21 protein-coding genes are annotated in these 23,099 nt (G+C 66.9%); 13 read left to right on the top strand and 8 right to left on the bottom strand.

What is annotated here, in order from left to right; all coding sequences use genetic code 11:
- The 5 genes from MKP05_RS16115 (at position 1) to MKP05_RS16095 (ending at position 6,582) form a co-directional block, all read left to right on the top strand.
- Positions 1–2,526: a PAS-domain containing protein gene (locus tag MKP05_RS16115; protein ID WP_240569257.1), complete on the top strand. Its 2,526-nt coding sequence runs from the start codon at positions 1–3 to the stop codon at positions 2,524–2,526.
- A 123-nt stretch (positions 2,527–2,649) separates the two neighbouring features.
- On the top strand, positions 2,650–3,669 hold the full coding sequence (locus MKP05_RS16110; protein WP_240569256.1) for a sugar ABC transporter substrate-binding protein: 1,020 nt from the start codon (positions 2,650–2,652) through the stop codon (positions 3,667–3,669).
- A gap of 58 nt (positions 3,670–3,727) precedes the next feature.
- Positions 3,728–4,813, top strand: coding sequence for an ABC transporter permease (locus MKP05_RS16105; protein ID WP_240569255.1), 1,086 nt, complete (start codon positions 3,728–3,730; stop codon positions 4,811–4,813).
- Positions 4,810–5,589, top strand: a complete 780-nt coding sequence (locus MKP05_RS16100; protein ID WP_240569254.1) for an ATP-binding cassette domain-containing protein — start codon at positions 4,810–4,812, stop codon at positions 5,587–5,589. The genes MKP05_RS16105 and MKP05_RS16100 overlap by 4 nt, the downstream gene beginning before the upstream one ends.
- Before the next feature lie 15 nt (positions 5,590–5,604).
- Positions 5,605–6,582, top strand: coding sequence for a substrate-binding domain-containing protein (locus MKP05_RS16095; protein WP_240569253.1), 978 nt, complete (start codon positions 5,605–5,607; stop codon positions 6,580–6,582).
- A gap of 90 nt (positions 6,583–6,672) precedes the next feature.
- Here the strand turns inward: MKP05_RS16095 and MKP05_RS16090 are convergent, their stop codons facing one another.
- A complete protein-coding gene (locus tag MKP05_RS16090) occupies positions 6,673–8,847 on the bottom strand; it encodes a malate synthase G (RefSeq protein ID WP_240569252.1) in 2,175 nt (724 codons plus the stop codon).
- Positions 8,848–9,255: 408 nt separating this feature from the next.
- Between MKP05_RS16090 and MKP05_RS16085 the strand changes: the two genes are divergently transcribed.
- Together MKP05_RS16085 and MKP05_RS16080 are read left to right on the top strand one after the other, a co-directional pair.
- Entirely contained in the window at positions 9,256–10,239 is a 984-nt protein-coding gene (locus MKP05_RS16085; RefSeq protein WP_240569251.1) for an alpha/beta hydrolase, read from the top strand.
- Entirely contained in the window at positions 10,236–10,724 is a 489-nt protein-coding gene (locus MKP05_RS16080) for a hypothetical protein (protein ID WP_240569250.1), read from the top strand. The genes MKP05_RS16085 and MKP05_RS16080 overlap by 4 nt, the downstream gene beginning before the upstream one ends.
- A gap of 41 nt (positions 10,725–10,765) precedes the next feature.
- Here the strand turns inward: MKP05_RS16080 and MKP05_RS16075 are convergent, their stop codons facing one another.
- Together MKP05_RS16075 and MKP05_RS16070 are read right to left on the bottom strand one after the other, a co-directional pair.
- Positions 10,766–12,271: a YifB family Mg chelatase-like AAA ATPase gene (locus tag MKP05_RS16075; RefSeq protein WP_240569249.1), complete on the bottom strand. Its 1,506-nt coding sequence runs from the start codon at positions 12,269–12,271 to the stop codon at positions 10,766–10,768.
- 60 nt (positions 12,272–12,331) lie between these two features.
- Positions 12,332–12,673, bottom strand: a complete 342-nt coding sequence (locus MKP05_RS16070; RefSeq protein ID WP_240569248.1) for an accessory factor UbiK family protein — start codon at positions 12,671–12,673, stop codon at positions 12,332–12,334.
- Positions 12,674–12,962: 289 nt separating this feature from the next.
- Here MKP05_RS16070 and MKP05_RS16065 point away from each other — a divergent pair, with 289 nt between their 5' ends.
- The 3 genes from MKP05_RS16065 to glnK all read left to right on the top strand — a co-directional run bounded on the left by MKP05_RS16065 (position 12,963) and on the right by glnK (position 15,146).
- On the top strand, positions 12,963–13,301 hold the full coding sequence (locus tag MKP05_RS16065) for a P-II family nitrogen regulator (RefSeq protein WP_110284516.1): 339 nt from the start codon (positions 12,963–12,965) through the stop codon (positions 13,299–13,301).
- 41 nt (positions 13,302–13,342) lie between these two features.
- The gene (locus MKP05_RS16060; RefSeq protein WP_240569286.1) at positions 13,343–14,662 is read left to right on the top strand and encodes an ammonium transporter; all 1,320 of its coding nucleotides are present in this window, start codon (positions 13,343–13,345) and stop codon (positions 14,660–14,662) included.
- 145 nt (positions 14,663–14,807) lie between these two features.
- On the top strand, positions 14,808–15,146 hold the full coding sequence (gene glnK / locus MKP05_RS16055; protein ID WP_102628999.1) for a P-II family nitrogen regulator: 339 nt from the start codon (positions 14,808–14,810) through the stop codon (positions 15,144–15,146).
- Positions 15,147–15,389: 243 nt separating this feature from the next.
- Here the strand turns inward: glnK and MKP05_RS16050 are convergent, their stop codons facing one another.
- Positions 15,390–16,166 carry a ferredoxin--NADP reductase gene (locus tag MKP05_RS16050; RefSeq protein ID WP_240569247.1) on the bottom strand — a complete coding sequence of 259 codons (777 nt, stop codon included), beginning with the start codon at positions 16,164–16,166 and terminating at the stop codon, positions 15,390–15,392.
- A gap of 145 nt (positions 16,167–16,311) precedes the next feature.
- Between MKP05_RS16050 and MKP05_RS16045 the strand changes: the two genes are divergently transcribed.
- Entirely contained in the window at positions 16,312–17,238 is a 927-nt protein-coding gene (locus MKP05_RS16045) for a LysR family transcriptional regulator (protein WP_110284514.1), read from the top strand.
- A gap of 9 nt (positions 17,239–17,247) precedes the next feature.
- Here the strand turns inward: MKP05_RS16045 and MKP05_RS16040 are convergent, their stop codons facing one another.
- Together MKP05_RS16040 and MKP05_RS16035 are read right to left on the bottom strand one after the other, a co-directional pair.
- A complete protein-coding gene (locus MKP05_RS16040) occupies positions 17,248–19,365 on the bottom strand; it encodes a methyl-accepting chemotaxis protein (RefSeq protein ID WP_240569246.1) in 2,118 nt (705 codons plus the stop codon).
- Between the two features lie 244 nt (positions 19,366–19,609).
- Positions 19,610–20,038, bottom strand: coding sequence for a host attachment protein (locus MKP05_RS16035; RefSeq protein ID WP_240569245.1), 429 nt, complete (start codon positions 20,036–20,038; stop codon positions 19,610–19,612).
- 222 nt (positions 20,039–20,260) lie between these two features.
- Here MKP05_RS16035 and MKP05_RS16030 point away from each other — a divergent pair, with 222 nt between their 5' ends.
- A complete protein-coding gene (locus MKP05_RS16030) occupies positions 20,261–20,761 on the top strand; it encodes a hypothetical protein (protein ID WP_240569244.1) in 501 nt (166 codons plus the stop codon).
- 63 nt (positions 20,762–20,824) lie between these two features.
- Here MKP05_RS16030 and MKP05_RS16025 read toward each other — a convergent pair whose 3' ends face one another.
- Positions 20,825–21,205 carry a VanZ family protein gene (locus MKP05_RS16025; protein WP_240569243.1) on the bottom strand — a complete coding sequence of 127 codons (381 nt, stop codon included), beginning with the start codon at positions 21,203–21,205 and terminating at the stop codon, positions 20,825–20,827.
- Complete coding sequence (gene hemE / locus MKP05_RS16020; protein WP_240569242.1) at positions 21,198–22,274, bottom strand: uroporphyrinogen decarboxylase; 1,077 nt, start codon at positions 22,272–22,274, stop codon at positions 21,198–21,200. Before hemE ends, MKP05_RS16025 begins: the two co-directional genes overlap by 8 nt.
- A gap of 156 nt (positions 22,275–22,430) precedes the next feature.
- Between hemE and ribA the strand changes: the two genes are divergently transcribed.
- The gene (ribA, locus tag MKP05_RS16015) at positions 22,431–23,066 is read left to right on the top strand and encodes a GTP cyclohydrolase II (protein ID WP_110284508.1); all 636 of its coding nucleotides are present in this window, start codon (positions 22,431–22,433) and stop codon (positions 23,064–23,066) included.
- The last annotated feature ends 33 nt before the right edge of the window (positions 23,067–23,099 follow it).

Here is a 23,099-nt window from a genome sequence, read left to right as displayed (position 1 = left end):
ATGGGACGCTGGACCCTGCAGCGACGTGCCCTGGTGGCGCTGGTCCTGGCCACGCTGTTGGCGATCGGCCTGGTACTGGTTGCCTGGTTTGGCCTGACCCAGACCCGCAATGCCGTCAGCGAGTTCGAGGCTCGCACGCTGCCGGAGATTCGGACCGCCCTGACCCTGTCCGAAGAAGTGGCGCAAGTGGCCGCCCTGGCCCCTTACGTTGCCTCGGCCGCCAAGCCCTTTCTCTTGCAAACCGAGCGCGACCGGCTGTCGCAGCGATTCCAGTCGCTGGTAGTGGTGGCCGCCTCCATCCGCGACCGCCCCTTTCGCTTGACGCTGCAATCCCTGCTTCAGGCGTTGCGAACCGACATCGACCGCCTGACAGACCTGGTGGAAACCGAGCTCTTCATTCGCGAGGACCTGCTGACCGCCCAGTTCGAAGTCAACCAGATCGTCCGTCGGATCGCAGAGTCGGAAGACGCTCGCACCGTTACTGACTGGCAGATACTGCAGGCGCTATACCAGGGCCTCAGCGACCCCGACCAGTGGGTCGAGCAATGGACCACACTGACGGCGCCCCCACCCCCGTCGATGCCGCACGCGCTGGCCTACCGGCAGCTACGACAACTGGCAGGGAGCAGCGCCGCCCAACTGACGCAAGTCGGTCAGCAAAAGGCCTTCCTGCTGGCCAGCCTGCGCGCCAAATCCGAGCGCCTGACCCGGGAGGTCAACGGCTTTGCCGGCGACTTGCAACGCCAGGTGGTGGCCCAGCAGCAGACCGTCCATGCACAGGTGAATCGCGTGCTGTTCGGCATGATGCTGATGACCGGCCTGCTGATCGTGGGGGTGATCCTGCACTACATGAGCAACCTGAAGACGGTACGTGACCTGGGGATCGTCACCCAGGACATGATGCAACTGGCGCAGGGCGGCGAGGCACCCAAGCACATCGCCGTGACCCGTCACGATGAGATCGGGACGCTGGCCAGGGCCTACGAGGTGTTCCGCGATCACGCCGGGCGCATCGAACAGGCCGGGCATGACCTGAGAGCTCAGAAACACCTGCTGGAAACGGTCTTCAACGAAATCCAGGACGGTCTCAGCGTATTCTCCGCCGACGACCGGCTGATCGCCTGGAATCGCCGCTACCTGGACATGTTCGGCCTGGCTCCGGGGACGATCGAGCCCGGCATGCCCCTGGCCGAGGTGCAGCGCCAGATGGCCCGCCATCCTCACCGTAACCTGACGCTGGCCAATCACTCGGTCGACATGAGCGCGATCAACGTGCGTCGCCACCAGGTCTACCAGAGCTTCGAGCGCCATTACGACGATGGCCGCGTGATCGAGTTTCGCAGCCAACCCATGCCTGGCGGCGGTTTCGTGACGCTCTACAGCGATCTCACCGACCGCCGCACGGTCGAGCAGCAACTGCAACAGGCCCAGAAGATGGAGGTACTGGGCCAACTGACCGGCGGTGTGGCGCACGATTTCAACAACCTGCTGGCCGCCATTCTCGGCAACCTACAACTGCTCGAACAGCAGGCGAGCCTGTCCGACAAGGCGCGCAAGTACACCGAGCGTGCCCGGGATGTCAGCGAGCGCGGCACGCAACTGGTACAGCGCTTGCTGGCGTTCAGCCGCAAGCAGCACTTGCAGCCGGAATTGATCGAGATCGATGCCCTGATCGGCGGGCTCGAGGAACTGCTGGAATACAGCGTATCGGCGCACACCCGGTTGCTGATCCGGCGGCAAGCGCCGGGCGCGAGGCTATACATCGACCCGTCGCAACTGGAAAACGCCGTGCTGAACCTGGCATTGAACAGCAGCGCGGCCATGCCGGAGGGTGGCCAGTTGACCATCACCACCGGCCAAAGCGCGGGGACGGCACCCGCAGTGACGATCACCGTAAGCGATACCGGCCAGGGGATACCGGCCGAACTGAAAGCCCGGGTCCTGGAACCCTTCTTCACCACCAAGCCCATGGGCCAGGGCAGCGGGCTGGGGTTGAGCTCCGTCTACGGTTTCGTCACCCAGAGCGGGGGCGAGTTCAGCATGGAATCCGAACCCGGCCAGGGCACGACGGTACGCCTGCGCTGGCCGACCAGTACCGCCACGGAGCGCCCCGAACGTGCCACCCCGCCCGTCCTGCCCTTGGCGGTACCGAACGGCAAGACCGTGGTGGTGGTGGAGGACGACACCGAGGTCAGGCGGGTGACGGTTGAACTCATCGCCACCTACCAGCGGCCCGTCGAGGCCTTCCGCCATGCGCAGCAGGCGCTTGACTGGTTGCAGCACAACGCCCAGGCAACCGGCCTGGTCATCACCGATGTCAATCTCAACGGCCCCCTCAGCGGCGTCGACCTGCGCGAGCAGGTGCGTCACCGCTGGCCCGCGATCCCGGTGGTGCTGGCATCGGGCATGCCGCGCGAGGCGCTGGAGCGTGAGTATGGCCTGTCGATGGGGGACACCTTCCTGCAGAAGCCGATCCGCCCCGAGCAGTGGCAAGCGTTCTTTGCCGGCCCTTCCACCGACCGCTAAGGTCGCCCGCAGCAAATATTACAAATGTTTCAAGCCGACCCGCGATGATGAAATCGTTCATTAGCACGGCGGTGCCAGGGTGTCTCGTGTCACTGGTACAACAACAACATTCAGGAGCACACCATGAAGAAATCCCTCTCCGCTCTGGCACTCGGCTTGACGGCAACGCTTATCACCCCGTCGGCGGTAGCCGACGATGTGTTGGTGGGTCTCATCACCAAGACCAACACCAATCCCTTCTTCGTGAAAATGCGGGAAGGCGCTCAGGTGCAAGCCGAGAAGTTGGGTGCTGAACTGCGCACCTTTGCCGGCCGCTTCGACGGCGATAACGACTCCCAGGTACAGGCCATCGAAAACCTGGTGTCCTCCGGGGCCAGGGGCATCCTGATTACCCCCAACGATCCGGTGGCGATCGTTCCCACCATCGAGCGAGCCCGCGAGGCCGGTGTCCTGGTCATCGCCCTGGATACCCCCTTGAGTCCGGCCAGTGCCGCCGATGCCACCCTGGCCACCGACAACTTCAAGGCCGGCGAACTGATCGGCCAGTGGGCGCGGGCGCGGATGGGCGAGGACGCCGACAGCGCCAGGATCGCCCTGCTGGACCTGAGCGCCAGCGAGATCACCGTCGACGTCGCCCGGAACCAGGGCTTCCTGCAGGGCTTCGGCATCGAACTGGGCGATCCCAACGATATCGGCGACGAAGACGACCCGCGTATCGTCGGCAACGACGTGACCCAGGGCTCCGAGGAAGGCGGTCGACGGGCCATGGAGAACCTGTTGCAGAAGGATCCCGGCGTGAACCTGGTGTACACCATCAATGAGCCGGCCGCCGCCGGTGCCTACGAGGCCCTGAAAGCGGCGGGCCGCGAAGACGCGGTCACCATCATCTCGGTCGACGGAGGGTGCCCTGGCGTGCGCAACGTCGAGGACGGCGTCATCGGCGCCACCTCCATGCAGTTTCCCTTGCGGATGGCGTCCATGGGGGTCGAGGCGATCGTCGAGTATGCCAATAGCGGGGAAATGCCACGCATGTCGCAGGGGCTCGATTTCGTGGACACCGGCGTGGAGCTGATCACCGATGCGCCGGTGGAGTCGCTACCCTCGCTCTCCTCCAGCGAAGGCCTGGAACAGTGTTGGGGCTAAGCAGCCACTGTCTGTCGGCGCCCCGGGCAGGGGCGCCCGACCCACAAACAGGTGAGTTATGACACACCCCAAGCAAGCAGGCCCTCGTACCGCTGACGCGCATGAACAGATCGCGGAAACCTCGGCCGGTCAGGTGGCCCGGTTCGAGGAAGAGACACTCTCCCTGGGCCGGCGCATACATCGCTTCTTCCATGCCAACCCGACGGCGGCACCGGCGCTGGTGCTGGTCGTATCCGTGCTGGCCTTCATGTTGCTGGTGGGCGAACGCTTCCTGGCTCCGTTCAACCTTTCACTGGTGCTGCAACAGGTCACCATCATCGGCACCCTGGGCATCGCGCAGACGCTGATCATTCTGACCATGGGCATCGACCTCTCTGTCGGCGCTATCATGGTGCTCTCATCGGTGGTCATGGGGCGCATGGCCATCGACTTCGGCCTGCCGCCGTCTCTGGCACTGGCCATCGGCCTGCTGACGGGCGCCGTTTGTGGGCTGCTCAACGGTACCTTGGTGACGCGGCTGAAGCTGCCACCCTTCATCGCCACCCTGGGTACCTGGAATATCTTCTTTGCGTTGAACCTGTGGTATTCGAAGAGTGAAGCCATTCGCTCCCAGGACATCGAGGCAACGGCACCGTTACTGCAATGGGGAGGCACCGCCTTCGAGCTGTTCGGAGCTCGCTTCACCTACGGCTCGATCCTCATGATCGTACTGTTCTGCGCCGTCTGGTATGCGCTGAACTGGACCGCCTGGGGCCGTCATGTCTATGCCACCGGCGATGACAAGGACGCCGCCGAACTGGCCGGCATCCGCACGCGCCGGGTCTTGCTGTCGGTCTACATCGTTGCCGGCATCATCTGCGCGATCGGCGCCTGGCTGCTGATCGGGCGCACCGGATCGGTGAGTCCACAGGCAGGCTATACCGCCAACCTGGACAGCATCACCGCCGTGGTGATCGGAGGCACGTCCCTGTTCGGCGGGCGAGGGTCGATCTTCGGTACGCTGATCGGCGCCCTGATCGTCGGGGTATTCCGCAATGGACTGGCACTGGCCGGGGTCGACGTGCTGTGGCAGGAGTTCACCGTCGGCATGCTCATCATCGTGGCAGTGACCACCGACCAGTGGATTCGGAGGGTATCGGCATGAGTGCACCATCCCCTGTTCTGCAGGCAACCGGGCTGGTCAAGCGTTATGGCCGGGTGACCGCACTCGACCGGGCGGACTTCGACCTCTATCCCGGCGAGGTACTGGCGGTGATCGGCGACAATGGCGCGGGCAAGTCGTCGCTGATCAAGGCCCTGTCCGGTGCGGTGGTGCCCGATGCCGGGGAGATCCGCATGCACGGCAAGCCCGTGCGGTTCCACAACCCGATGGAAGCCCGGGCAGCGGGAATCGAGACGGTCTACCAGACGTTGGCCGTGGCGCCGGCGCTGGGCATCGCCGACAACCTCTTCCTGGGCCGGGAACTGCGCAAGCCAGGCATCCTGGGGTCCGTCTTTCGCATGCTCGACAAGGCGGCCATGCAGCGCCAGGCACGGGAGAAGCTGTCGGATCTGGGCCTGCTGACCATTCAGAACATCAACCAGGCCGTGGAGACGCTCTCCGGAGGGCAGCGCCAAGGGGTGTCGGTAGCCCGTTCGGCGGCCTTCGGCAGCCAGGTGGTAATTCTGGACGAGCCAACGGCGGCACTGGGCGTCAAGGAGTCGCGGCGGGTGCTGAGCCTGATCCGGCAATTGCGCGACAAGGGCATGCCTATCGTCCTGATCAGCCATAATATGCCGCATGTCTTCGAGGTCGCCGACCGCATTCACGTGCACCGCCTGGGGCGTCGCATCGCGGTGATCCGGCCGGACACGCATACCATGTCCGATGCCGTCGCCATCATGACCGGCGCCATGGAGGCAAATCCTACCGTCGCGTGACCGCCTGGTGCTACAGTGAACACCGCTGTGGCTCGGCTTCCCGGTCAGGAAACCAGCATGCGCAAGCTTCTTCTCGTCCTGTTGTCGGTGTACACCGCCCAGCTCCACGCCGAGCCGCTGAAAATCGGTGTCAGCGTGGCGGACCTCGGCAACCCGTTCTTTGCCATCCTGGCGGATGCCGTCGGCACTTCGGCCCGGTCGGCCCATCCCGGGGAGGTAACGCTGCTGGTGCGCTCCAGTGCCTATGACCTCGACCGTCAGGTGAGCCAGATCGACGACTTCGTGGACGCGCGAATGGACATCATCATCCTGGCCGCCGCGGATAGCGAGGCCATCGCCCCGGCCGTCCGCCGTGCACAGCAGGCCGGTATCATCGTGGCGGCGGTCGATATCAATGCCCGCGGGGCGGATGTGACCGTGACCACCGATAACGTCCAGGCGGGGGAAATCGCTTGCGACTACATGGCCGAGCGACTGGGGTACGCCGGGCGCGTGGCGATCATCAACGGGGCACCGGTGTCATCGGTGACCGACCGGGTGGCCGGCTGTCGTGGGGTCCTGGACAACCATGACCGGATCCAGCTACTCAGCGACGATTACAACGGTGGCGGCACCTACAGCGGTGGATTGGAAGCCATGACCTATCTCGTCAATGCCTATCCGGATCTCGACGCCGTCTTTGCCATCAATGACCCGTCGGCCATGGGCGCGGTCAATGCCGCGCACCTGGCCGGGCGGACGAACCTGTTCATCGTCTCGGTCGACGGTTCCCCCGAAGGCGTGGCGGCCTTGCAGGAAACCCCGCCCCTACTGGCGGCCACCGCTGCGCAGTTCCCTCGCAGCATGGCCCGGACGGCCATTCGCGAGAGCCTGCAGCGCTTGACCAAGGCCGGACGGCAGGAAAGCCAGGTGATCCGCCTCCCTACCCGCCTGGTCACCCGGGAAAACGCCGAGCACTTCAGTGGCTGGAATGACGCCTTGCCAGAGCAGTGAAACACCGCCTCACCACCAACAAGAACACCCCCACCGGTCTTCCCGGCAGGGGCGTTTTTCATGGCCGCAGCCCGCAGCCCGCAGCGGGGCTTACCTGGCCTTGTGCACGGCACGCCAGTGGTGCAGCAGCGGCTCGGTATAGCCGGCGGGCTGCACACGCCCCTTGAAGATCAGGTCGCTGGCGGCCTGGAAGGCGGTGGAGGCAGCGAAGTCGGCACTCATCGGCGTGTAGGCCGGGTCACCGGCGTTCTGCGCGTCGACCACCTTGGCCATGCGCTCCAGCGTCGCCTGGACGCGCTCGGCGTCGACCACGCCGTGGTGCAGCCAGTTGGCGATGTGCTGGCTGGAGATGCGCAGGGTGGCACGGTCCTCCATCAGGCCGACGTTGTGGATATCCGGCACCTTGGAGCAGCCCACGCCGTGCTCGACCCAGCGCACCACGTAACCGAGGATGCCCTGGCAGTTGTTGTCGAGCTCCTGCTGGATCTCCTCGTCGGACCAATCGGGCGCCTCCTCCACCGGCACGCTGAGCAGATCATCGAGGAGATCGGGTTCCCCCTGGCCCTCGAGCTCGCGCTGGATGGCGGTGACGTTCACCTGGTGGTAGTGCAGGGCGTGCAGGGTGGCGGCGGTGGGCGACGGCACCCAGGCGGTGTTGGCACCGGCCTTGGGATGCCCGATCTTCTGCTCCAGCATGGCCGCCATCAGGTCCGGCATGGCCCACATGCCCTTGCCGATCTGGGCGCGGCCGCGCAGGCCGCAAGCCAGGCCGACCTGGACATTGTTGCGCTCGTAGGCGCCGATCCAGGCGGCGTTCTTCATGTCGCCCTTGCGGATCATCGGGCCGGCTTCCATGGCGGTGTGCATCTCGTCGCCGGTACGGTCGAGGAAGCCGGTGTTGATGAACACCACGCGCGAGGCGGCCTCGGCGATGCACGCCTTGAGGTTGACCGAGGTACGCCGCTCCTCGTCCATGATGCCCATCTTGAGGGTGTCGCGGGCCATGCCCAGGATGTCCTCGACGCGACCGAACAGCGCGTTGGCGAAGGCGACTTCCTTGGGGCCGTGCATCTTCGGCTTGACGATGTACATGGAGCCGGTGCGCGAGTTGCGCGGCTCGCCCTCGCCCTTCTTCAGGTCGTGCAGGGCGATCAGGCCGGTGACCACGCCATCGAGGATGCCTTCCGGCAGTTCGTTACCCTCGGCGTCGAGCACCGCCGGAGTGGTCATAAGATGGCCGACGTTGCGCACGAACATCAGCGAGCGGCCCGGCAGGGTGACGGTCTCGCCATCGCTGTTGGTCCAGCTACGGTCGCCATGCAGGCGGCGGGTGATGGTCTTGCCACCCTTCTCGACCTGCTCTTCCAGGTCGCCCTTCATCAGCCCCAGCCAGTTGGCGTAGACGCCGACCTTGTCCTCAGCGTCCACCGCGGCCACGGAGTCCTCGCAGTCCATGATGGTGGTCAGCGCGGCCTCGACGACCACGTCCTTGACGCCGGCCGGGTCGGTCTTGCCGATCGGGTGACTGGGGTCGATCTGGATCTCCAGGTGCAGGCCATGGTTGACCAGCAGGATGGCGTCGGGCTTGGCCGCATCACCGTTGATGCCGACCAGCTTGCCCGGATCCTTGAGGCCGGTCTCGCGGCCACCGTCGAGGGTTACCACCAGATGGCCATCACGCAGGGCGTACTTGACGGCATCGCGGTGGGAGCCGGTGGCCAGCGGCGCGGCACGGTCGAGCACACCACGGGCGTAGGCGATGACCTTCTCGCCGCGCTTGGGGTTGAAGCTCTCGCCCTTCTCGGCGCCGTTCTCCTCGGAGATGGCGTCGGTGCCATAGAGGGCGTCATACAGGCTGCCCCAGCGGGCATTGGCGGCATTCAGCGCGTAGCGGGCATTGCTCACCGGCACGACCAGCTGGGGGCCGGCCTGGACGGCGATCTCGCGATCGACGTTGGTGGTGGTGACGCCGACCTTGGCCGGTGCCTCGACCAGATAGCCGATCTCCTTCAGGAAGGCGCGATAGGCCGCCAGGTCGCGCACCGGGCCGGGGTGCTCGCGATGCCAGGCGTCCAGTTTCTCCTGCAGGCGGTCGCGCTCGGCGAGCAGTTCACGGTTCTTCGGTGTCAAATCATGAAACAGCGCGTCGACGCCGGACCAGAAGGCCTCGGCGTCGATGCCGGTACCCGGGAGCGCCTGCTCGTTGATGAAACGGTCCAGCTCGGTGGCCACCTGCAGGCGGTGGCGAGTGACGCGTTCGGTCATGGTGGATCTCCTCGTGCTTTGGCAGCCGGTCTTGGGTCGCACCGGTCGGCCTGGGTCGGGTTGGGTGACTGCGTGCGGGATTTTGTGGAAAATAATTCCATATGTAAACCCTAAAGCCTCGGAAGCCATGCCGAGCCAGCAGCCTGTCGAACTTGACCGATCGTCGCGAGAAAGTCGGATTTCGAGTCAAGTTTATCGATCTGATGAGGCGAATAGCGAGCTATTTAACGAATCAGATCGAATGAAATTGGCCGAAAGACCGGGTTTCGCAGTAGATCAGCGTCAAGTCCGACAGGCTGCTAGACCAAAAGATAAGACATCATGGGCTGCCGGGCGACCCGCCCGAGTGGAATCAGTGGCCCGCTCACCGCCTTGACGCTAGCATGTCCAGGCGTTGCGGAGGATTCGATGAGCGACTTTACCCCACTGCAGGCCCTGGGCCCCGTCAGTCTGGTCGACCTGACCAGCCTGGTACCCGGTAGCGACGACCTGGAGCGCTACCTCGGCCACTATGGCCTGGCACCGCTGCTCGTCGAGCAGGTGGGCCTCTACGTGGGCTACGTGGATGCCCGTGACTTCCGCCTCTGGACCCAGGTCTGGAGCCCGGCGGAGCCAATCGGCACCGCCTTCGTGGTGCATGGCTACTTCGATCATCTCGGCCTCTACCGCCATCTGCTGGAACGCCTGCTGGATCGCGGCTGGCGGGTCGTGCTCTGGGACCTGCCGGGCCACGGCCTCTCCAGCGGCCCGCGCGCCTCCATCAATGACTTCGATGACTATGGCCGCTGCCTGCAGAGCCTGCAGCTGCACCTCGAGGAGGAGAATCTGGCCCCACGCCCCTGGCTGGGAGTCGGCCAGAGCACCGGCGCGGCGATACTGGCCACCGATGCCCTCGCCCGCGGCGACGATGGCCACTGGGCGGGGCTGGCGCTGCTGGCCCCCCTGGTGCGCCCCTGGGGCTGGAACCAGTCGAGCTGGCTGCACCTCCTTGTCGGCCCCTTCGTGAACTCGATCCCGCGCAAGTTCCGCGCCAACTCCACCGACGCCGACTTCGCCGCCTTCCTGCGCGACCAGGACCCGCTTCAGCCCGACCGCCTGACCATGGAGTGGGTCAGCGCCATGCGCCGCTGGATGCCACGCTTGCTGGCCCTCCCGCCCAGTCCGGTACCGACCCTGATCCTGCAGGGTGAACAGGACCTGACCGTGGACTGGGAGTGGAACCTGGCGGTACTGGAGCGCAAGTTTCCCAATGCCGAGATCCATCGCCACCCGGAGGCACGCCACCATCTGGTCAACGAGGCCGAGCCGATCCGACAGACGCTGTTCGGCGCCCTCGACCGCTTCGTCGCTGCCCTGGAGCCCATCCCCCCGCGAGAGACCGAGAAGCGATGAACACGCGCCTGCCAGCCCTGCTGCTCCCCCTCCTGCTGCTACTGGCCAGTTGCGCCGCACAGCCCGACCGCCCCGAGACCCTGCGTCAGGCGCTGTTCGGCCTCGGCGAACGGGCCGCCAAACGGGTCATCGAGGCGCCGTCCCTGCCGCGTCCGCCGGGCGACCTGGTCCTGCTGCTGGCCCCTCCCGAGGTGGATGACAGCCTCAGCATCGGCCGTGAGCGCTTCCTCGAGAGCCTTACCCGGGCGCTGCTCGGTGCCTCCGATGGCCCGCAGGTGCTCAACTGGAACGACGCCATGGCCGAGGGAGGCGGTGACAACCAGTGGCGGCTGGACAGCCGGCTGGAGGCCGACGGCCCGCGGCTGCAGCTCTCCGACCGGGAATTGCTGCCCTATCGGTTGAGCCTGTCGCTACGCCACCCGGGTAGCGACGACATGCTGTGGGAAGGCACGATCCATGGCGCCTTCGACGCCACGGCGCTGTAGCCTGGTCGCCTTACCACCTGGCGCGCTGGCGGTGCAGCCCCCTACCCCTTCAGCATGCGGTCGAGCTGGCGGTAGCCGATGGCCTCGATCAGCTGCTCTCGCCGCGGGCGCTGCGCACCGGCCAGGTCGGCCAGGGTCAGGGCCACCCGCAGTACCCGATGGTAGGCCCGGGCCGAGAGGCGCAGCCGCTCCAGCACCCCGGCCAGCCAGGCCCGATCACCGGCCTCGAGACCACAGGCCGCCTCCAGCTCGCGCCCGGCCAGATGGGCATTCAGCGCCCCCCTTGTCCACTGACGCTGCCGGGCGGCTATCACCCGCTCGCGCACCACGGCCGACGGCTCCCCCACCGCCCGTGAGGTGAGCTGCTCCGGCGGCAGCGCCGGCACTTCCACCTGCAGGTCGATACGGTCGAGCAAGGGCCCCGAGAGCCGCGCCTGGTAGCGCTGGATCTGGGCGGCGGTGCACTGGCAGCGGTTGCGCGGGTCCCCCAGATGGCCGCAGGGGCAAGGGTTCATGGCCGCCACCAGTTGGAAACGGGCCGGGTAGCGGCGCTCATGGCTGGCCCGGGCGATATGGATCTGCCCCGATTCCATGGGCTCGCGCATCACTTCCAGCACGTGGCGTGAAAATTCGGGAAACTCGTCGAGAAAGAGTACGCCGTGGTGGGCCAGGGAGATCTCCCCGGGACGCGGCTTCGCGCCGCCCCCGACCAGCGCCACGGCACTGGCCGTGTGGTGCGGTGCACGAAAGGGGCGCCGCCCCCACTGCTCGCGCAGCGGCAGGCCACTGACCGAGCGGATCGCCGCCACCTCCAGCGCCTCGTCCTCGGAGAGCGGCGGCAGGATACCGGGCAGGCGGCTCGCCAGCATGGTCTTGCCGGTGCCGGGCGGGCCGGCCAACAGCAGGTTGTGGCCGCCGGCCGCGGCCACCTCCAGGGCACGGCGCGCCTGATGCTGGCCGCGCACGTCGATCAGGTCGGCGCCGTGGTCCGCGCGAGCGGCCGGCCGCGAGAGACGGTGGGGGGCGATGGGCGCCTGGCCGAGCAGGTGGGCCACCACCTCGAGCAGGTGGTCGGCGGGCAGCACCTCGAGGTCACCGGCCAGGGCCGCCTCGTCGGCGTTGGCCCGCGGCACGATCAGCCTCCGGCCGGCGGCACGGGCGGCCAGTGCCAGCGGCAGCACGCCGGTCACCGGGCGCAAGCGGCCATCGAGGGCCAGCTCACCGGCACTCTCGACATGCGCCAGCGCCTCCGGCGGCACCTGCTCCGACGCCACCAGCAGCCCCAGGGCAATGGGCAGGTCGAAGCGCCCGCCCTCCTTGGGCAGGTCGGCGGGCGCCAGGTTGAGGGTGATACGGCGGGTGTTGGGGAAGTCGAAGCCGGCGTTGACCAGGGCGCTACGCACCCGCTCGCGGCTCTCCTTCACCGCGGCCTCGGGCAATCCCACCAGGGTCATGCCGGGCAGTCCATTGGCCAGATGCACCTCGACCTGCACCTCGGGGGCCTCGAGGCCGAGGCCGGCCCGGGTGTGAATGATCGCCAGCGTCATGCGCGGTCCCTCGCGTGTCGTCTGACTTCAGGCTAGCAGCCCCCCCTCGCCCGGGCGACCTCAGCGGTTGGTCTCGCCACCACCGGCATCCTCCTCGGGTGCCAGGGCCTCATCCCCGGCACCGGGTTCGGCCCCAGCGACAGGCTCGTTGGCCTGACGGGCCTCCAGGGCCTCCTCCAGGGCGGCGACCTGCTTCTCCAGTGCCTCCACCCGGGCCCGGGTGCGCTGCAGCACATCCATCAGGATGTCGAAGTCCTCCCGTGACACCAGCTCGAGGCGGTCGAAGGCGCCGCGCACCACCTGCTGGATCCCCTTCTGCACCTCTTCCGGAGCCTGCGAGGCCCCCTGCAACCGGTCGCCGATCTGCTGGGCCAGGCGACTGATGCGGTCATGACTCACCATGGAGTTTCTCCTGCGTCTTGGGGTGGCTGCCTACAGGATACGCAAGCCGCCCCTCCCGCGCATTCGCCCATCTCGCCCCGTTATGGCGCAAGCGCACCAGCACTCAGCACCACAACGGTGCATTTGCTGCCCCGGGACAGGCGATACGGCTTCCTTTCGCCCCCCCATCCTCAAGCCATCAGTCTGATAACAAAAAGATTTCCTGTTACTGGCACGGTTTGCGCAAAGACAGGGCAGTCATGCATCGGCGGCTGACTAGCCGCTGCCAACCCAGTAGTGGAGACACGGGATGAAGCTCATCACCGCCATCATCAAGCCATTCAAACTCGACGATGTCCGCGAGGCACTGGCCGACAACGGCGTCCAGGGCATCACCGTCACCGAGGTCAAGGGCTTCGGCCGGCAGAAGGGCCACACCGAGCTCTATCGCGGTGCCGAGTACGTCGTCGACTTCCTGCCCAAGGTCAAGGTCGAGGTCGCCGTCGACGCCGCACGCCTCGAAGGAGTGCTCGAGGCCATCTGCAATGCCGCCAATAGCGGCAAGATCGGCGACGGCAAGGTGTTCGTGACCCCGCTCGAGGACGTCATCCGCATCCGCACCGGTGAGCGCGGTGCCGACGCCGTCTGATGACGCCATGATCCCCTGCACGGAGTAATCCCATGACAGAGCTGACCGAGCTGACCGAGCTGATGTATGCGGTCGATACCTTCTACTTCCTGATCTGCGGCGTGCTGGTGATGTGGATGGCCGCCGGCTTCTCGATGCTCGAGGCCGGCCTGGTGCGCTCCAAGAACACCGCCGAGATCCTCACCAAGAACATCGCCCTGTTCGCCATCGCCTGCACCATGTACCTGCTGGTGGGCTACTACCTGATGTACTCCAGCAGCGCGGGCGGCTTCCTGCCGAGCCTGGGCTTCCTGATCGGCGCCGAGAACAGCGTCGATGCGGTGCTCTCCGGTGACGCGGACGCCCCCTACTATTCCATGCGCTCCGACTTCTTCTTCCAGGTGGTGTTCGTGGCCACCGCCATGTCCATCGTCTCCGGTGCCGTGGCCGAACGGATGAAGCTGTGGGCCTTCCTCGCCTTCGCCGTGGTGATGACCGCGGTCATCTACCCGATCTCCGGCTACTGGACCTGGGGCGGTGGCTGGCTCGACGCGGTCGGCTACTCCGACTATGCCGGTTCCGGCATCGTGCACCTGGCGGGTGCCACCGCGGCCCTGGCCGGCGTGCTGATCCTCGGCCCGCGCAAGGGCAAGTACGGCAAGGATGGCACCATCTACGCCATTCCCGGCGCCAACCTGCCCCTGGCCACCCTGGGCACCTTCATCCTGTGGATGGGCTGGTTCGGCTTCAATGGCGGCTCCGAGCTGAAGATGTCCGACGCCCTCTCCGCCAACAACGTGGCCCAGGTGTTCGTCAACACCAATGCCGCAGCCGCCGGTGGCGTCATCGCCGCCCTGATACTGGCCAAGCTGTGGTTCCGCAAGGCCGACCTGACCATGGCCCTGAACGGCGCCCTGGCCGGCCTGGTGGCCATCACCGCCGAGCCGCTGGCGCCCTCGGCGTTCGGCGCCATGCTGATCGGTGCCGTGGGTGGCGCCCTCGTGGTGGCCTCCATCGTCAGCCTCGACAAGCTGAAGCTCGACGATCCGGTCGGCGCCATCTCGGTGCACGGCGTGGTGGGCATCTGGGGCGTGCTGGCGGTGCCGCTCTCCAACGGAGACACGAGCTTCGGCGCCCAGATCATCGGCATCCTCGGCATCTTCGTCTGGGTGTTCGTGGCCAGCCTGATCGTGTGGCTGATCCTCAAGGCCGTGATGGGCGTGCGGGTCAGCGAAGAGGAAGAGTACGAAGGGGTCGATCTGGCCGAGTGCGGCCTGGAAGCCTACCCCGAGTTCCGCGTGGCCAACGTCAACGGCGGGGGGTTCGGCCGCGGCGCCAGCGGTCATGTGGCGCACCCCAGACCCCAGCCGCATGCCGAATAACCTCACGTGTCTTCACGCACTTGCCAAGGCCCCCTATGGGGGCCTTTTTTATTCCCCCCCTCCGCGGTGTATGCTTGGACACCATGAGCGCTACTAGCATGATGGCCCCGGCCATCGACACCCGGACAGGACGAGGACAGCAACCATGAAACTGGTGACCGCCATCATCAAACCCTTCAAGCTCGACGACGTGCGGGAATCCCTTTCCGAGATCGGCGTCCAGGGCATCACCGTCACCGAGGTCAAGGGCTTCGGTCGCCAGAAGGGGCACACCGAGCTCTATCGCGGTGCCGAGTATGTGGTCGACTTCCTGCCCAAGGTCAAGCTCGAGGTCGCCGTGGACGAGGAGATGGCCGAGAAGGTGATCGATGCCATCACCCAGGTGGCCAATACCGGCAAGATCGGCGACGGCAAGATCTTCGTCACCCCGCTGGAGCAGGTGATCCGTATCCGTACCGGCGAAACCGGCAAGGATGCGGTCTGACAGCTGGAAGCTGGAAGCTGGAAGCTGGAAGCTGGAAGCTGGAAGCTGGAAGCTGGAAGCTGGAAGCTGGAAGCTGGAAGCTGGAAGCTGGAAGCTGGAAGCTGGAAGCTGGAAGCTGGAAGCTGGAAGGCAGCCTAAATAGAACCGCCTCCGTGGCAAGGCCACGGAGGCGGTTTTCTTATAGCTTCAAGCTTCCAGGCGCGAAGCGCCGCTCTTCAAGCTCCCGGCGAAGCCGGGTGGCGCTTACTTTTCGACGAAGGCGCGCTCGATCACGTAGTCGCCGGGCTCGCCCATGCGCGGCGAGATGTTGAAGCCTAGTTCGTCGAGCAGGCCGCTGGTCTCGTCGAGCATCGCCGGGCTGCCGCAGATCATCGCCCGGTCCTGCTTGGGATCGAGCGGCGGCAGGCCGGTATCCTCGGCGAGCTTGCCGCTGCGGATATGGTCGGTGAGGCGCCCTGTGGTATGGAACTCCTCGCGAGTCACCGTCGGGTAGTAGACCAGCTTCTCGGCGATCTCCTCGCCCAGGTACTCGTGTGCCGGCAGCTCCCTGGAGATGAAGTCGGCATAGGCGAGCTCGCTGACGGTGCGCACGCCGTGGATCAGCACGATCTTCTCGAAGCGCTCGTATGCTTCCGGATCCTGGATCAGGCTCATGAAGGGCGCCAGGCCGGTACCGGTAGAGAGCAGGTAGAGATTGCGCCCCGGCAGCAGGTCATCGGTGACCAGGGTGCCGGTGGGCTTGCGGCTGACCATGACATGGTCACCCACCTTGAGGTGCTGGAGCCGCGAGGTCAGGGGGCCGTCCGGCACCTTGATGCTGAAGAACTCCAGATGGTCCTCGTAGTTGGGGCTGGCGATGGAGTAGGCGCGCATCAGCGGCTTGCCGTCCACCTCGAGGCCGATCATCACGAACTGGCCGTTCTTGAAGCGCAGGCTACGCTCGCGGGTGGTACGGAAGCTGAACAGGGTGTCGTTCCAGTGGTGAACACTGAGTACCTCTTCAAGGGCGAATTTGCTCATGCCGGCTCCTTTGATATTCCATTGGCGAATAAATGCGCCGCGTAATCTGTGTAAGCAATTCTAAGAGGTCGCTTGATATCTGTTAAATGGATTATGTGGATAACCCATATCTATACTACAGATACAAAGCACCGGGAGCCCCGCCATGCGCTACACCCTGCGTCAGCTGGAAGTCTTCGTCGCCGTCGCCCAGCACGAGAGCGTCTCCCACGCCGCCCGTGCCCTGGCCCTCTCCCAGTCGGCGGCGAGCACTGCCCTGGCCGAGCTGGAGCGGCAGTTCGACTGCCAGCTGCTGGATCGCATCGGCAGGCGGCTGAAGCTCAATGCCCTGGGCTTCCAGCTACTGCCCAAGGCGGTGGCCCTGCTCGATCGCGCCGAGGAGGTCGAGGAGCTCCTGCGCGGCCAGCAGGGGGTGGGCTCGCTGGATGTGGGCGCCACCCTGACCATCGGCAACTACCTGGCGACCCTGCTGATCAGCGACTTCATGCAGCGTCACCCGGGGAGCCGGGTGCGTCTCTCGGTACGCAACACCCGCGCCATCATCGACAGCGTGCGCCACCATGAGCTCGACCTGGGGCTGATCGAGGGGCAGTGCGAGGACGATGACGTGATCACCCAGCCCTGGGTGGAGGACGAACTGGCGGTGTTCTGTTCGCCCCGCCATCCCCTGGCCGGGGCCGGCAGGGTGGAGCTGGACCGGCTGCTGCGCGAGGCCTGGATCATGCGCGAGCAGGGTTCCGGTACTCGCCTGACCCTGGAGCAGGCCGCCCGCCACCGACGCGGGCGCTTCAATATCCTGCTCGAACTGGAACATACCGAGGGCATCAAGCGGGCGGTGGAGTCGGGGCTCGGCATTGGCTGCGTGTCGAAACTGGCGCTGCGCGATGCCTTTGGGCGTGGCAGCCTGGTGGCGATCCCCACCCCGGAGCTCGACCTGAGCCGTCAGTTCAGCTTCATCTGGCACCGCCACAAGTACCTGGCCACCGGCATGCGCGAGTTCCTGCGGCTGTGCCGACAGATGACCGAAGGCATCCGGCGCAGCGACCAGATCGACCTGCCTCACTACTCCTGACGCCCCGCCTCAGGCGGGCTCAGCGACCCGGGGACGGCCGGAGGGCAGGGCCGGCGCCGACGTCTCGCGAGCCTTCAGGGTGAAGCCGCCCACCAGTTCTGCAAGGCGGTCGGCCTGGTCCTGGAGTTGCTCGGCGGCGGTGGTGGACTCCTCCACCAGGGCGGCGTTCTGCTGGGTCATGCGGTCCAGCTCGGAGACCGCCACGTTGACCTGGCCGATGCCATCGCTCTGCTCGCCGGTGGCGGCAGTGATCTCTGCCAGGACATCGGCCACCCGGGTCACGCTCTCCACCATCTCGTCCATGGTCTGGCCGGCCTCCTTCACCTGAGCCGCGCCCGCCTCGGTGCGTTCCACCGAGGTGTCGATCAACCCCTTGATCTGCTTGGCCGCCTCGGCCGAGCGGCTGGCCAGCTGGCGGACCTCGCCGGCCACCACCGCGAAGCCGCGACCCTGCTCGCCGGCCCGGGCCGCCTCCACCGAGGCGTTGAGCGCCAGCAGGTTGGTCTGGAAGGCGATGCCGTCCATCACGGTGACGATCTCGCCGATCTGTCGGGAGGAGTCGGTGATGCCCTGCATGGTCGCCACCACCTGGCCGACCGCCTCGCCACCGCGGCGCGCCACCTGGGTGGCGGACTCGGCCAGGCCGTTGGCCTGGCGGGAGGACTCGGCGGTGTGCTCCACGGTGCTGGTGATCTCCTCCATGGAGGCGGAGGTCTGCTGCAGGCTGGAGGCGGCGGTCTCGGTGCGCCGCGACAGGTCCTGGCCGCCCCGGGTGATCTCGGTAGCGGCCACGCGCACCGACTCGCTGCTGTTGCGGACGTCGAGCAGGACGCCGTTGACCTTGTCGGCGAAGGCGTTGAACTGGGTGGCCAGCTGCGCCGTCTCGTCGCGGCCGCGCACCGGCAGGCGGCGGGTGAGGTCACCGTCGCCGGAAGCGATGTCGCGCATCCGCTCGGCCAGGCGGCGCAGCGGCCGAGCGATGCTGCCGCCCACCAGCCAGCTCGCCAGCAGGCCCAAACCGGCCACAAGCAGCCCCACCAGGGTCATGCCCCAGAGGTCGGCGCGGCGCTGGTCGGCGAGCTGGGCCTCGAGGTCGTGGAGGCCGGCCAGCACCGCGGCCTCGGGCAGACGGACACTCAGCACCCAGGAGGTGTCGGTGTCGCCCAGGGTGAAAGGCCGGTAGAGCTCGAAGCGGTCGGCCGTTTCATTGAAACGGTACACCGTCTCGCCATCCCGGGCCGCCGCCAGCGGCGCCTGCGTCGATTCGTCGAGGGTCTCGGTGGCCAACTCGCCCAGCGCGGACAGGCGGGCGGTGGATGCCGCCACCACGCCCCTCGAGGCGATCAGGTCCATCTCGCCGACGCCGCCGTACAGGCCCTGGTTGGCCTCGTCGAGCATGCCCTGGAGGAAGTCCACGTCCAGGTCCACCCCGGCGATGCCGCGGAACTCGCCGTCGACCAGGATGGGAACGTTGAAGGAGGTGACCAGCAGCCGCTCGCCGCCGTAGTCATAGTAGTGGGGATCGATGATGCAGGTGCGGCGGGTCTCCCGCGGGCAGAGGTAGTATTCGCCCTTGCGGATGCCTTGGGCATTTCGTGCCTCGTTCTCCATGCTGTCGCCCAGCGGCAGGACCTCGAGGTCGCCCTCGCCGGTGCGGTACCACCAGGGCATGAAGCGGCCACTGCCGTCGTAGCCGCCGTCGGTCTTGCCGGCATGGAGGGCATCGGGCCCGAAGGCGTCGGGCTCCCAGCCGATGAAGGCGTCCAGCAGCGCGGGGGTCTCGACCACCTTGTCGCGCACCAGGCTGGAGAGTTCGCGGCGGCCCAGGGTCAGCCGGGGGCGGCCCCGGTCGTCGCTTTTCTCCATCAGGGCGTTGGTGTCAGCCAGGCCCTGGGCCACCGCCAGCGCCTGCTCGAGCTGGCGACGGATCTCCTGGGTGCGGGCATCGGCCAGGGCCCTGAGCCGCTGCTCGGCGTTGGCTTCGAGCAGCTCGCCGGTGCGCTCCGCCACCAGCGCCTGGGAGCGGGAAGCGGCCAGGGTGGCATAGCCGACCAGCACCGCCACCACGGCCAGGATGCACAGCCCCACCAGCAGGGCGACATGGGTACGCAACGACTTAAAGCGCATGGCCGGCCTCCTCGTTCAGGATGAGGAAGCCGACTCGGGCAAGGCCCGCCCAGGGAAGGAGAAGGACGTCGAGACGGGGCGGGCAAGCCACCGCAAGGGTCAGGGGAAAGATCGTCATGGAAGGCTCTCACGAATCGGGGCAGAGTTCTCGTTTTGGTGACGCGGCGAAGCCGCGTCATGCCCCTATCGGCACAATGCCTTGATGACTTGACCCCCGGCTACCGTCCCCGGTGTCGTCGGGCGATCAGCGCAGGTCGCTCACCGCCTCCTGGATATCGCCGAGGCTGGCCTTGGAGAGGTCCTTGGACAGGGTGTGAATGACCAGCTTGGTGGTCGGGCCATCGAGCTTGTCACGCAACAACCCCAGGAAACGCGGCGGGGCCACCATGATCAACTTCTTCATGCTATTGTCGACCCGGGCCCGGTAGAGGCGATCGGCGACTTCCTTGGCGAAGATGGTCTCTTCATGCTGCGAGGCTGAGTTCTCCTCACCGGAGGAGCGCGACATCGTCGACATCGACTCGTGGACATCGGCACCGCTATCGGTCACCAGGTCGCCCTCGTGCAACCGCCCTGCGGCATGCAACAGGCTGTCATGCTCTACCAGCTTGAGCGCATCGCGGGTGAAGATCCGCGCCCGCGCTGCATCGGCCACCACGATATAGGTTGTCATAGCAACTCCTTGATGCTGGTTGAATGGGCGAAGCCAAACCCCGGACACCACGCTTTCGCCTCTCATTCAACATTGGCAAGCCCACCCCCGCTGGTCAACCCGGCAGCGGCCGTCACAAGAGGTGACTGCAGCCTGCCCGGAACTGGGGTAGGATTCCGCCTTGTCGGTAAGGATACCGACCCGACTCATCACGACGATGTGCATCCTCCGGGAGGACCCCCGATGCGACAGTTGCTGTTTCCCCGCCGCCCCCTGGCCCGCTCCACCCTGCTGAGCTGCCACCTGCTGCTGCAGCTCGGCGTGCTCGCCGGCGCCGCCCTGTGGCTGGCACCCCGCACCCCCTGGCTCGCCCCGGTCGACTGGGCCAGTGCCTGGCCGGCGCTCGCGCTGGGCGGCGGTGCCTGGCTGCTGGCCGCCGTGGGCCTGCGCCTGCTCGCCGAGCTGTGGTTGCTGCCCCACCACCTGGCCGGCCCGCGTCCCGGCTTCGCCCCGGGGGCCGTGGTCACCCGTTCCTTCGAGCGCCGCCCGGCGGTTCACGCCGAGGAGGCCGCCTGGACCAGCGAGGCGCGCCCGCTCGAGACCGGGGACAGCATCCTCGGCAACGCCCGGGTGACGCGCCCCGCCGAGCGTCTGCGCCCCCGCGGCGCCAGCAACGAGCCGACCCTCGACCTGGCCGCCGGCGGCGTCGCCGAAGCCCCCTCGTCCAGGGAGCCTCGACTCTAGACCGATGCGCCCCATACCGGAACCTTGGCGGCGGGGCGTTGGGCGACGATGACAGCGGGGGAGTCAGGGCTTCCGCAAGCGACGACCGGCCCACAGCATCAGCACCGCGAAGGCCGCCCCCAGGCTGTTGGCGAGGATGTCGTGCCAGTCGCCGCCGCTGCGGCCGGGCACCGGGATCTGGGCGTACTCGATGGCGATGCCGTAGAGCACGGCAACACCCAGAGCGACTGGCAGGCGCACCCCGGCCAGCCCCATGAGCCCCGCCAGGCCGGCGTAGCCGACGAAGTGATTGGCCTTGTCCCAGGGCAGACGCTCGGGCATCTCGCTGCCCGGGGTCAGGCTGCCCAGCGCGATGGCGACCGCCCCCAGAACGGCCAGCGCCGCCCACAGGCGGCGCCACTTTCTATCCTCACCCCAGGCCAGCCGTCGCCAACACTCAGCCATGCTGGATCTGGCGATGGTAGGCCGGGCTCAGCTCGTGCAGGGCCTCCATGAAGGCCGTGACACGGTCCGGGTCGGTGAACTGGCTGATGCCATGGCCCAGGTTGAAGACGTGCCCCGGCCCCGCCCCGAAGCTGTCGAGGGTGCGCGCCACCTCGGCACGGATGGCCGTGGGGCGGGCGAACAGCACGTTGGGGTCCAGGTTGCCCTGCAGGGCGACGCGGTGCCCGACCCGGGCCCGCGCCTCGGAGAGCTCCGTGGTCCAGTCCAGCCCCAGGGCGTCGGCACCGGCCGTGGCCATGTCCTCGAGCCACTGGCCGCCGTTCTTGGTGAACAGGATCACCGGCACGCGCCTGCCCTCGTGCTCGCGGATCAGGCCGGCGACGATCTGCTCCATGTAGCGCAGCGAGAACTCCAGGTAGGCCGGCGTGGAGAGCGCCCCACCCCAGGTGTCGAAGATCTGCACGGCCTGGGCGCCGGCACGGATCTGGGCATTCAGGTAGTCGGTGACCGCATGGGCCAGCGTATCGAGCAGCCGGTGCATGGTGTCCGGCGTGTCGTAGAGCATCGCCTTGACGTGGCGGAAGTCCTTGCTGGAGCTGCCCTCGACCATGTATGTGGCCAGCGTCCAGGGGCTGCCGGAGAAGCCGATCAGCGGCACCCGGCCGTTCAGCTCGCGGCGGATGGTGGCGACCGCCCGCATCACGTAGTCCAGGTCACGCTCGGCATCGGGAACGGCCAGCGCCTCGACGTCCGCGGTGGTGCGCACCGGCTTGCGAAATTTCGGGCCCTCGCCGGTCTCGAAGTAGAGCCCCAGCCCCATGGCATCGGGGATGGTCAGGATGTCCGAGAACAGGATGGCCGCATCCAGCGGGTAGCGCTCCAGCGGCTGCAGGGTGACCTCGCAGGCGAGCTCGTGGTTGCGGCAGAGGTCCATGAAGTCGCCGGCCGCGGCGCGGGTGGCGCGGTACTCCGGCAGGTAGCGGCCGGCCTGGCGCATCATCCACACCGGCGTGCGGTCCACCGGCTGACGCGCCAGGGCGCGCAGAAAGCGATCGTTCTTGAGTTCCATGCGGGCGGTCATCCACGGAAAATGTGGGCCTCATTGTACCCGAACATCGGCCCCCGGACATCGCGACCCGGGCGACAACCGTGAGCCCGTCGCACCTTCCTGCTAGAATGGCGCTCCACCTGCCGGCACTGCCGTGGTCTGACACCGAGGTTACCCGTGACGATCCGATTCATCGCCGCCTCCCGGCTGCCCACCCCCTGGGCCACCTTCACCATGCATGGCTTCGAAGACGAGGCCACCGGCAAGGATCATATCGCCCTGACGCTGGGTGACGTGGCCGATGGCGAGCCGGTACTGGGACGGGTGCACTCCGAGTGCCTGACGGGAGACGCCCTGTTCTCGATGCGCTGCGACTGCGGCTACCAGTTGCAGGAGGCGCTCAAGCGCATCGCCGACGAAGGGCGCGGCGTGCTGCTCTACCTGCGTCAGGAGGGTCGCGGCATCGGCCTGCTCAACAAGATCCGCGCCTACCACCTGCAGGACCAGGGCGCCGATACCGTCGAGGCCAACGAGCAGCTGGGCTTCGGCGCCGACCTGCGCCGCTACGACCTCTGCGTCCCGATGCTCGACCACCTGGGCGTCAGCGGCCTCCGGCTGATGACCAACAACCCGCGCAAGGTCGATGCCCTGACCAAGGCCGGGGTCACCGTGGCGGAACGAGTACCGCTGACCACGGGTCTCAACCCTCATAACGAACAGTATCTGTCCACCAAGGCCGGCAAGCTCGGCCACATGATGGCGTTGGGCGACTTCACCCAGGCCAGTGACGTGGATATCGAACGCAAGCCCTGAACCGATGACCGGTGTCGGGGCCACTCCGGATCA

This window comes from Halomonas flagellata, from assembly GCF_022487945.1.
Taxonomy (GTDB): domain Bacteria; phylum Pseudomonadota; class Gammaproteobacteria; order Pseudomonadales; family Halomonadaceae; genus Halomonas; species Halomonas flagellata.
Note: the sequence above shows the minus strand (reverse complement) of the source record. Positions and strands in the feature narration are given on the sequence as shown.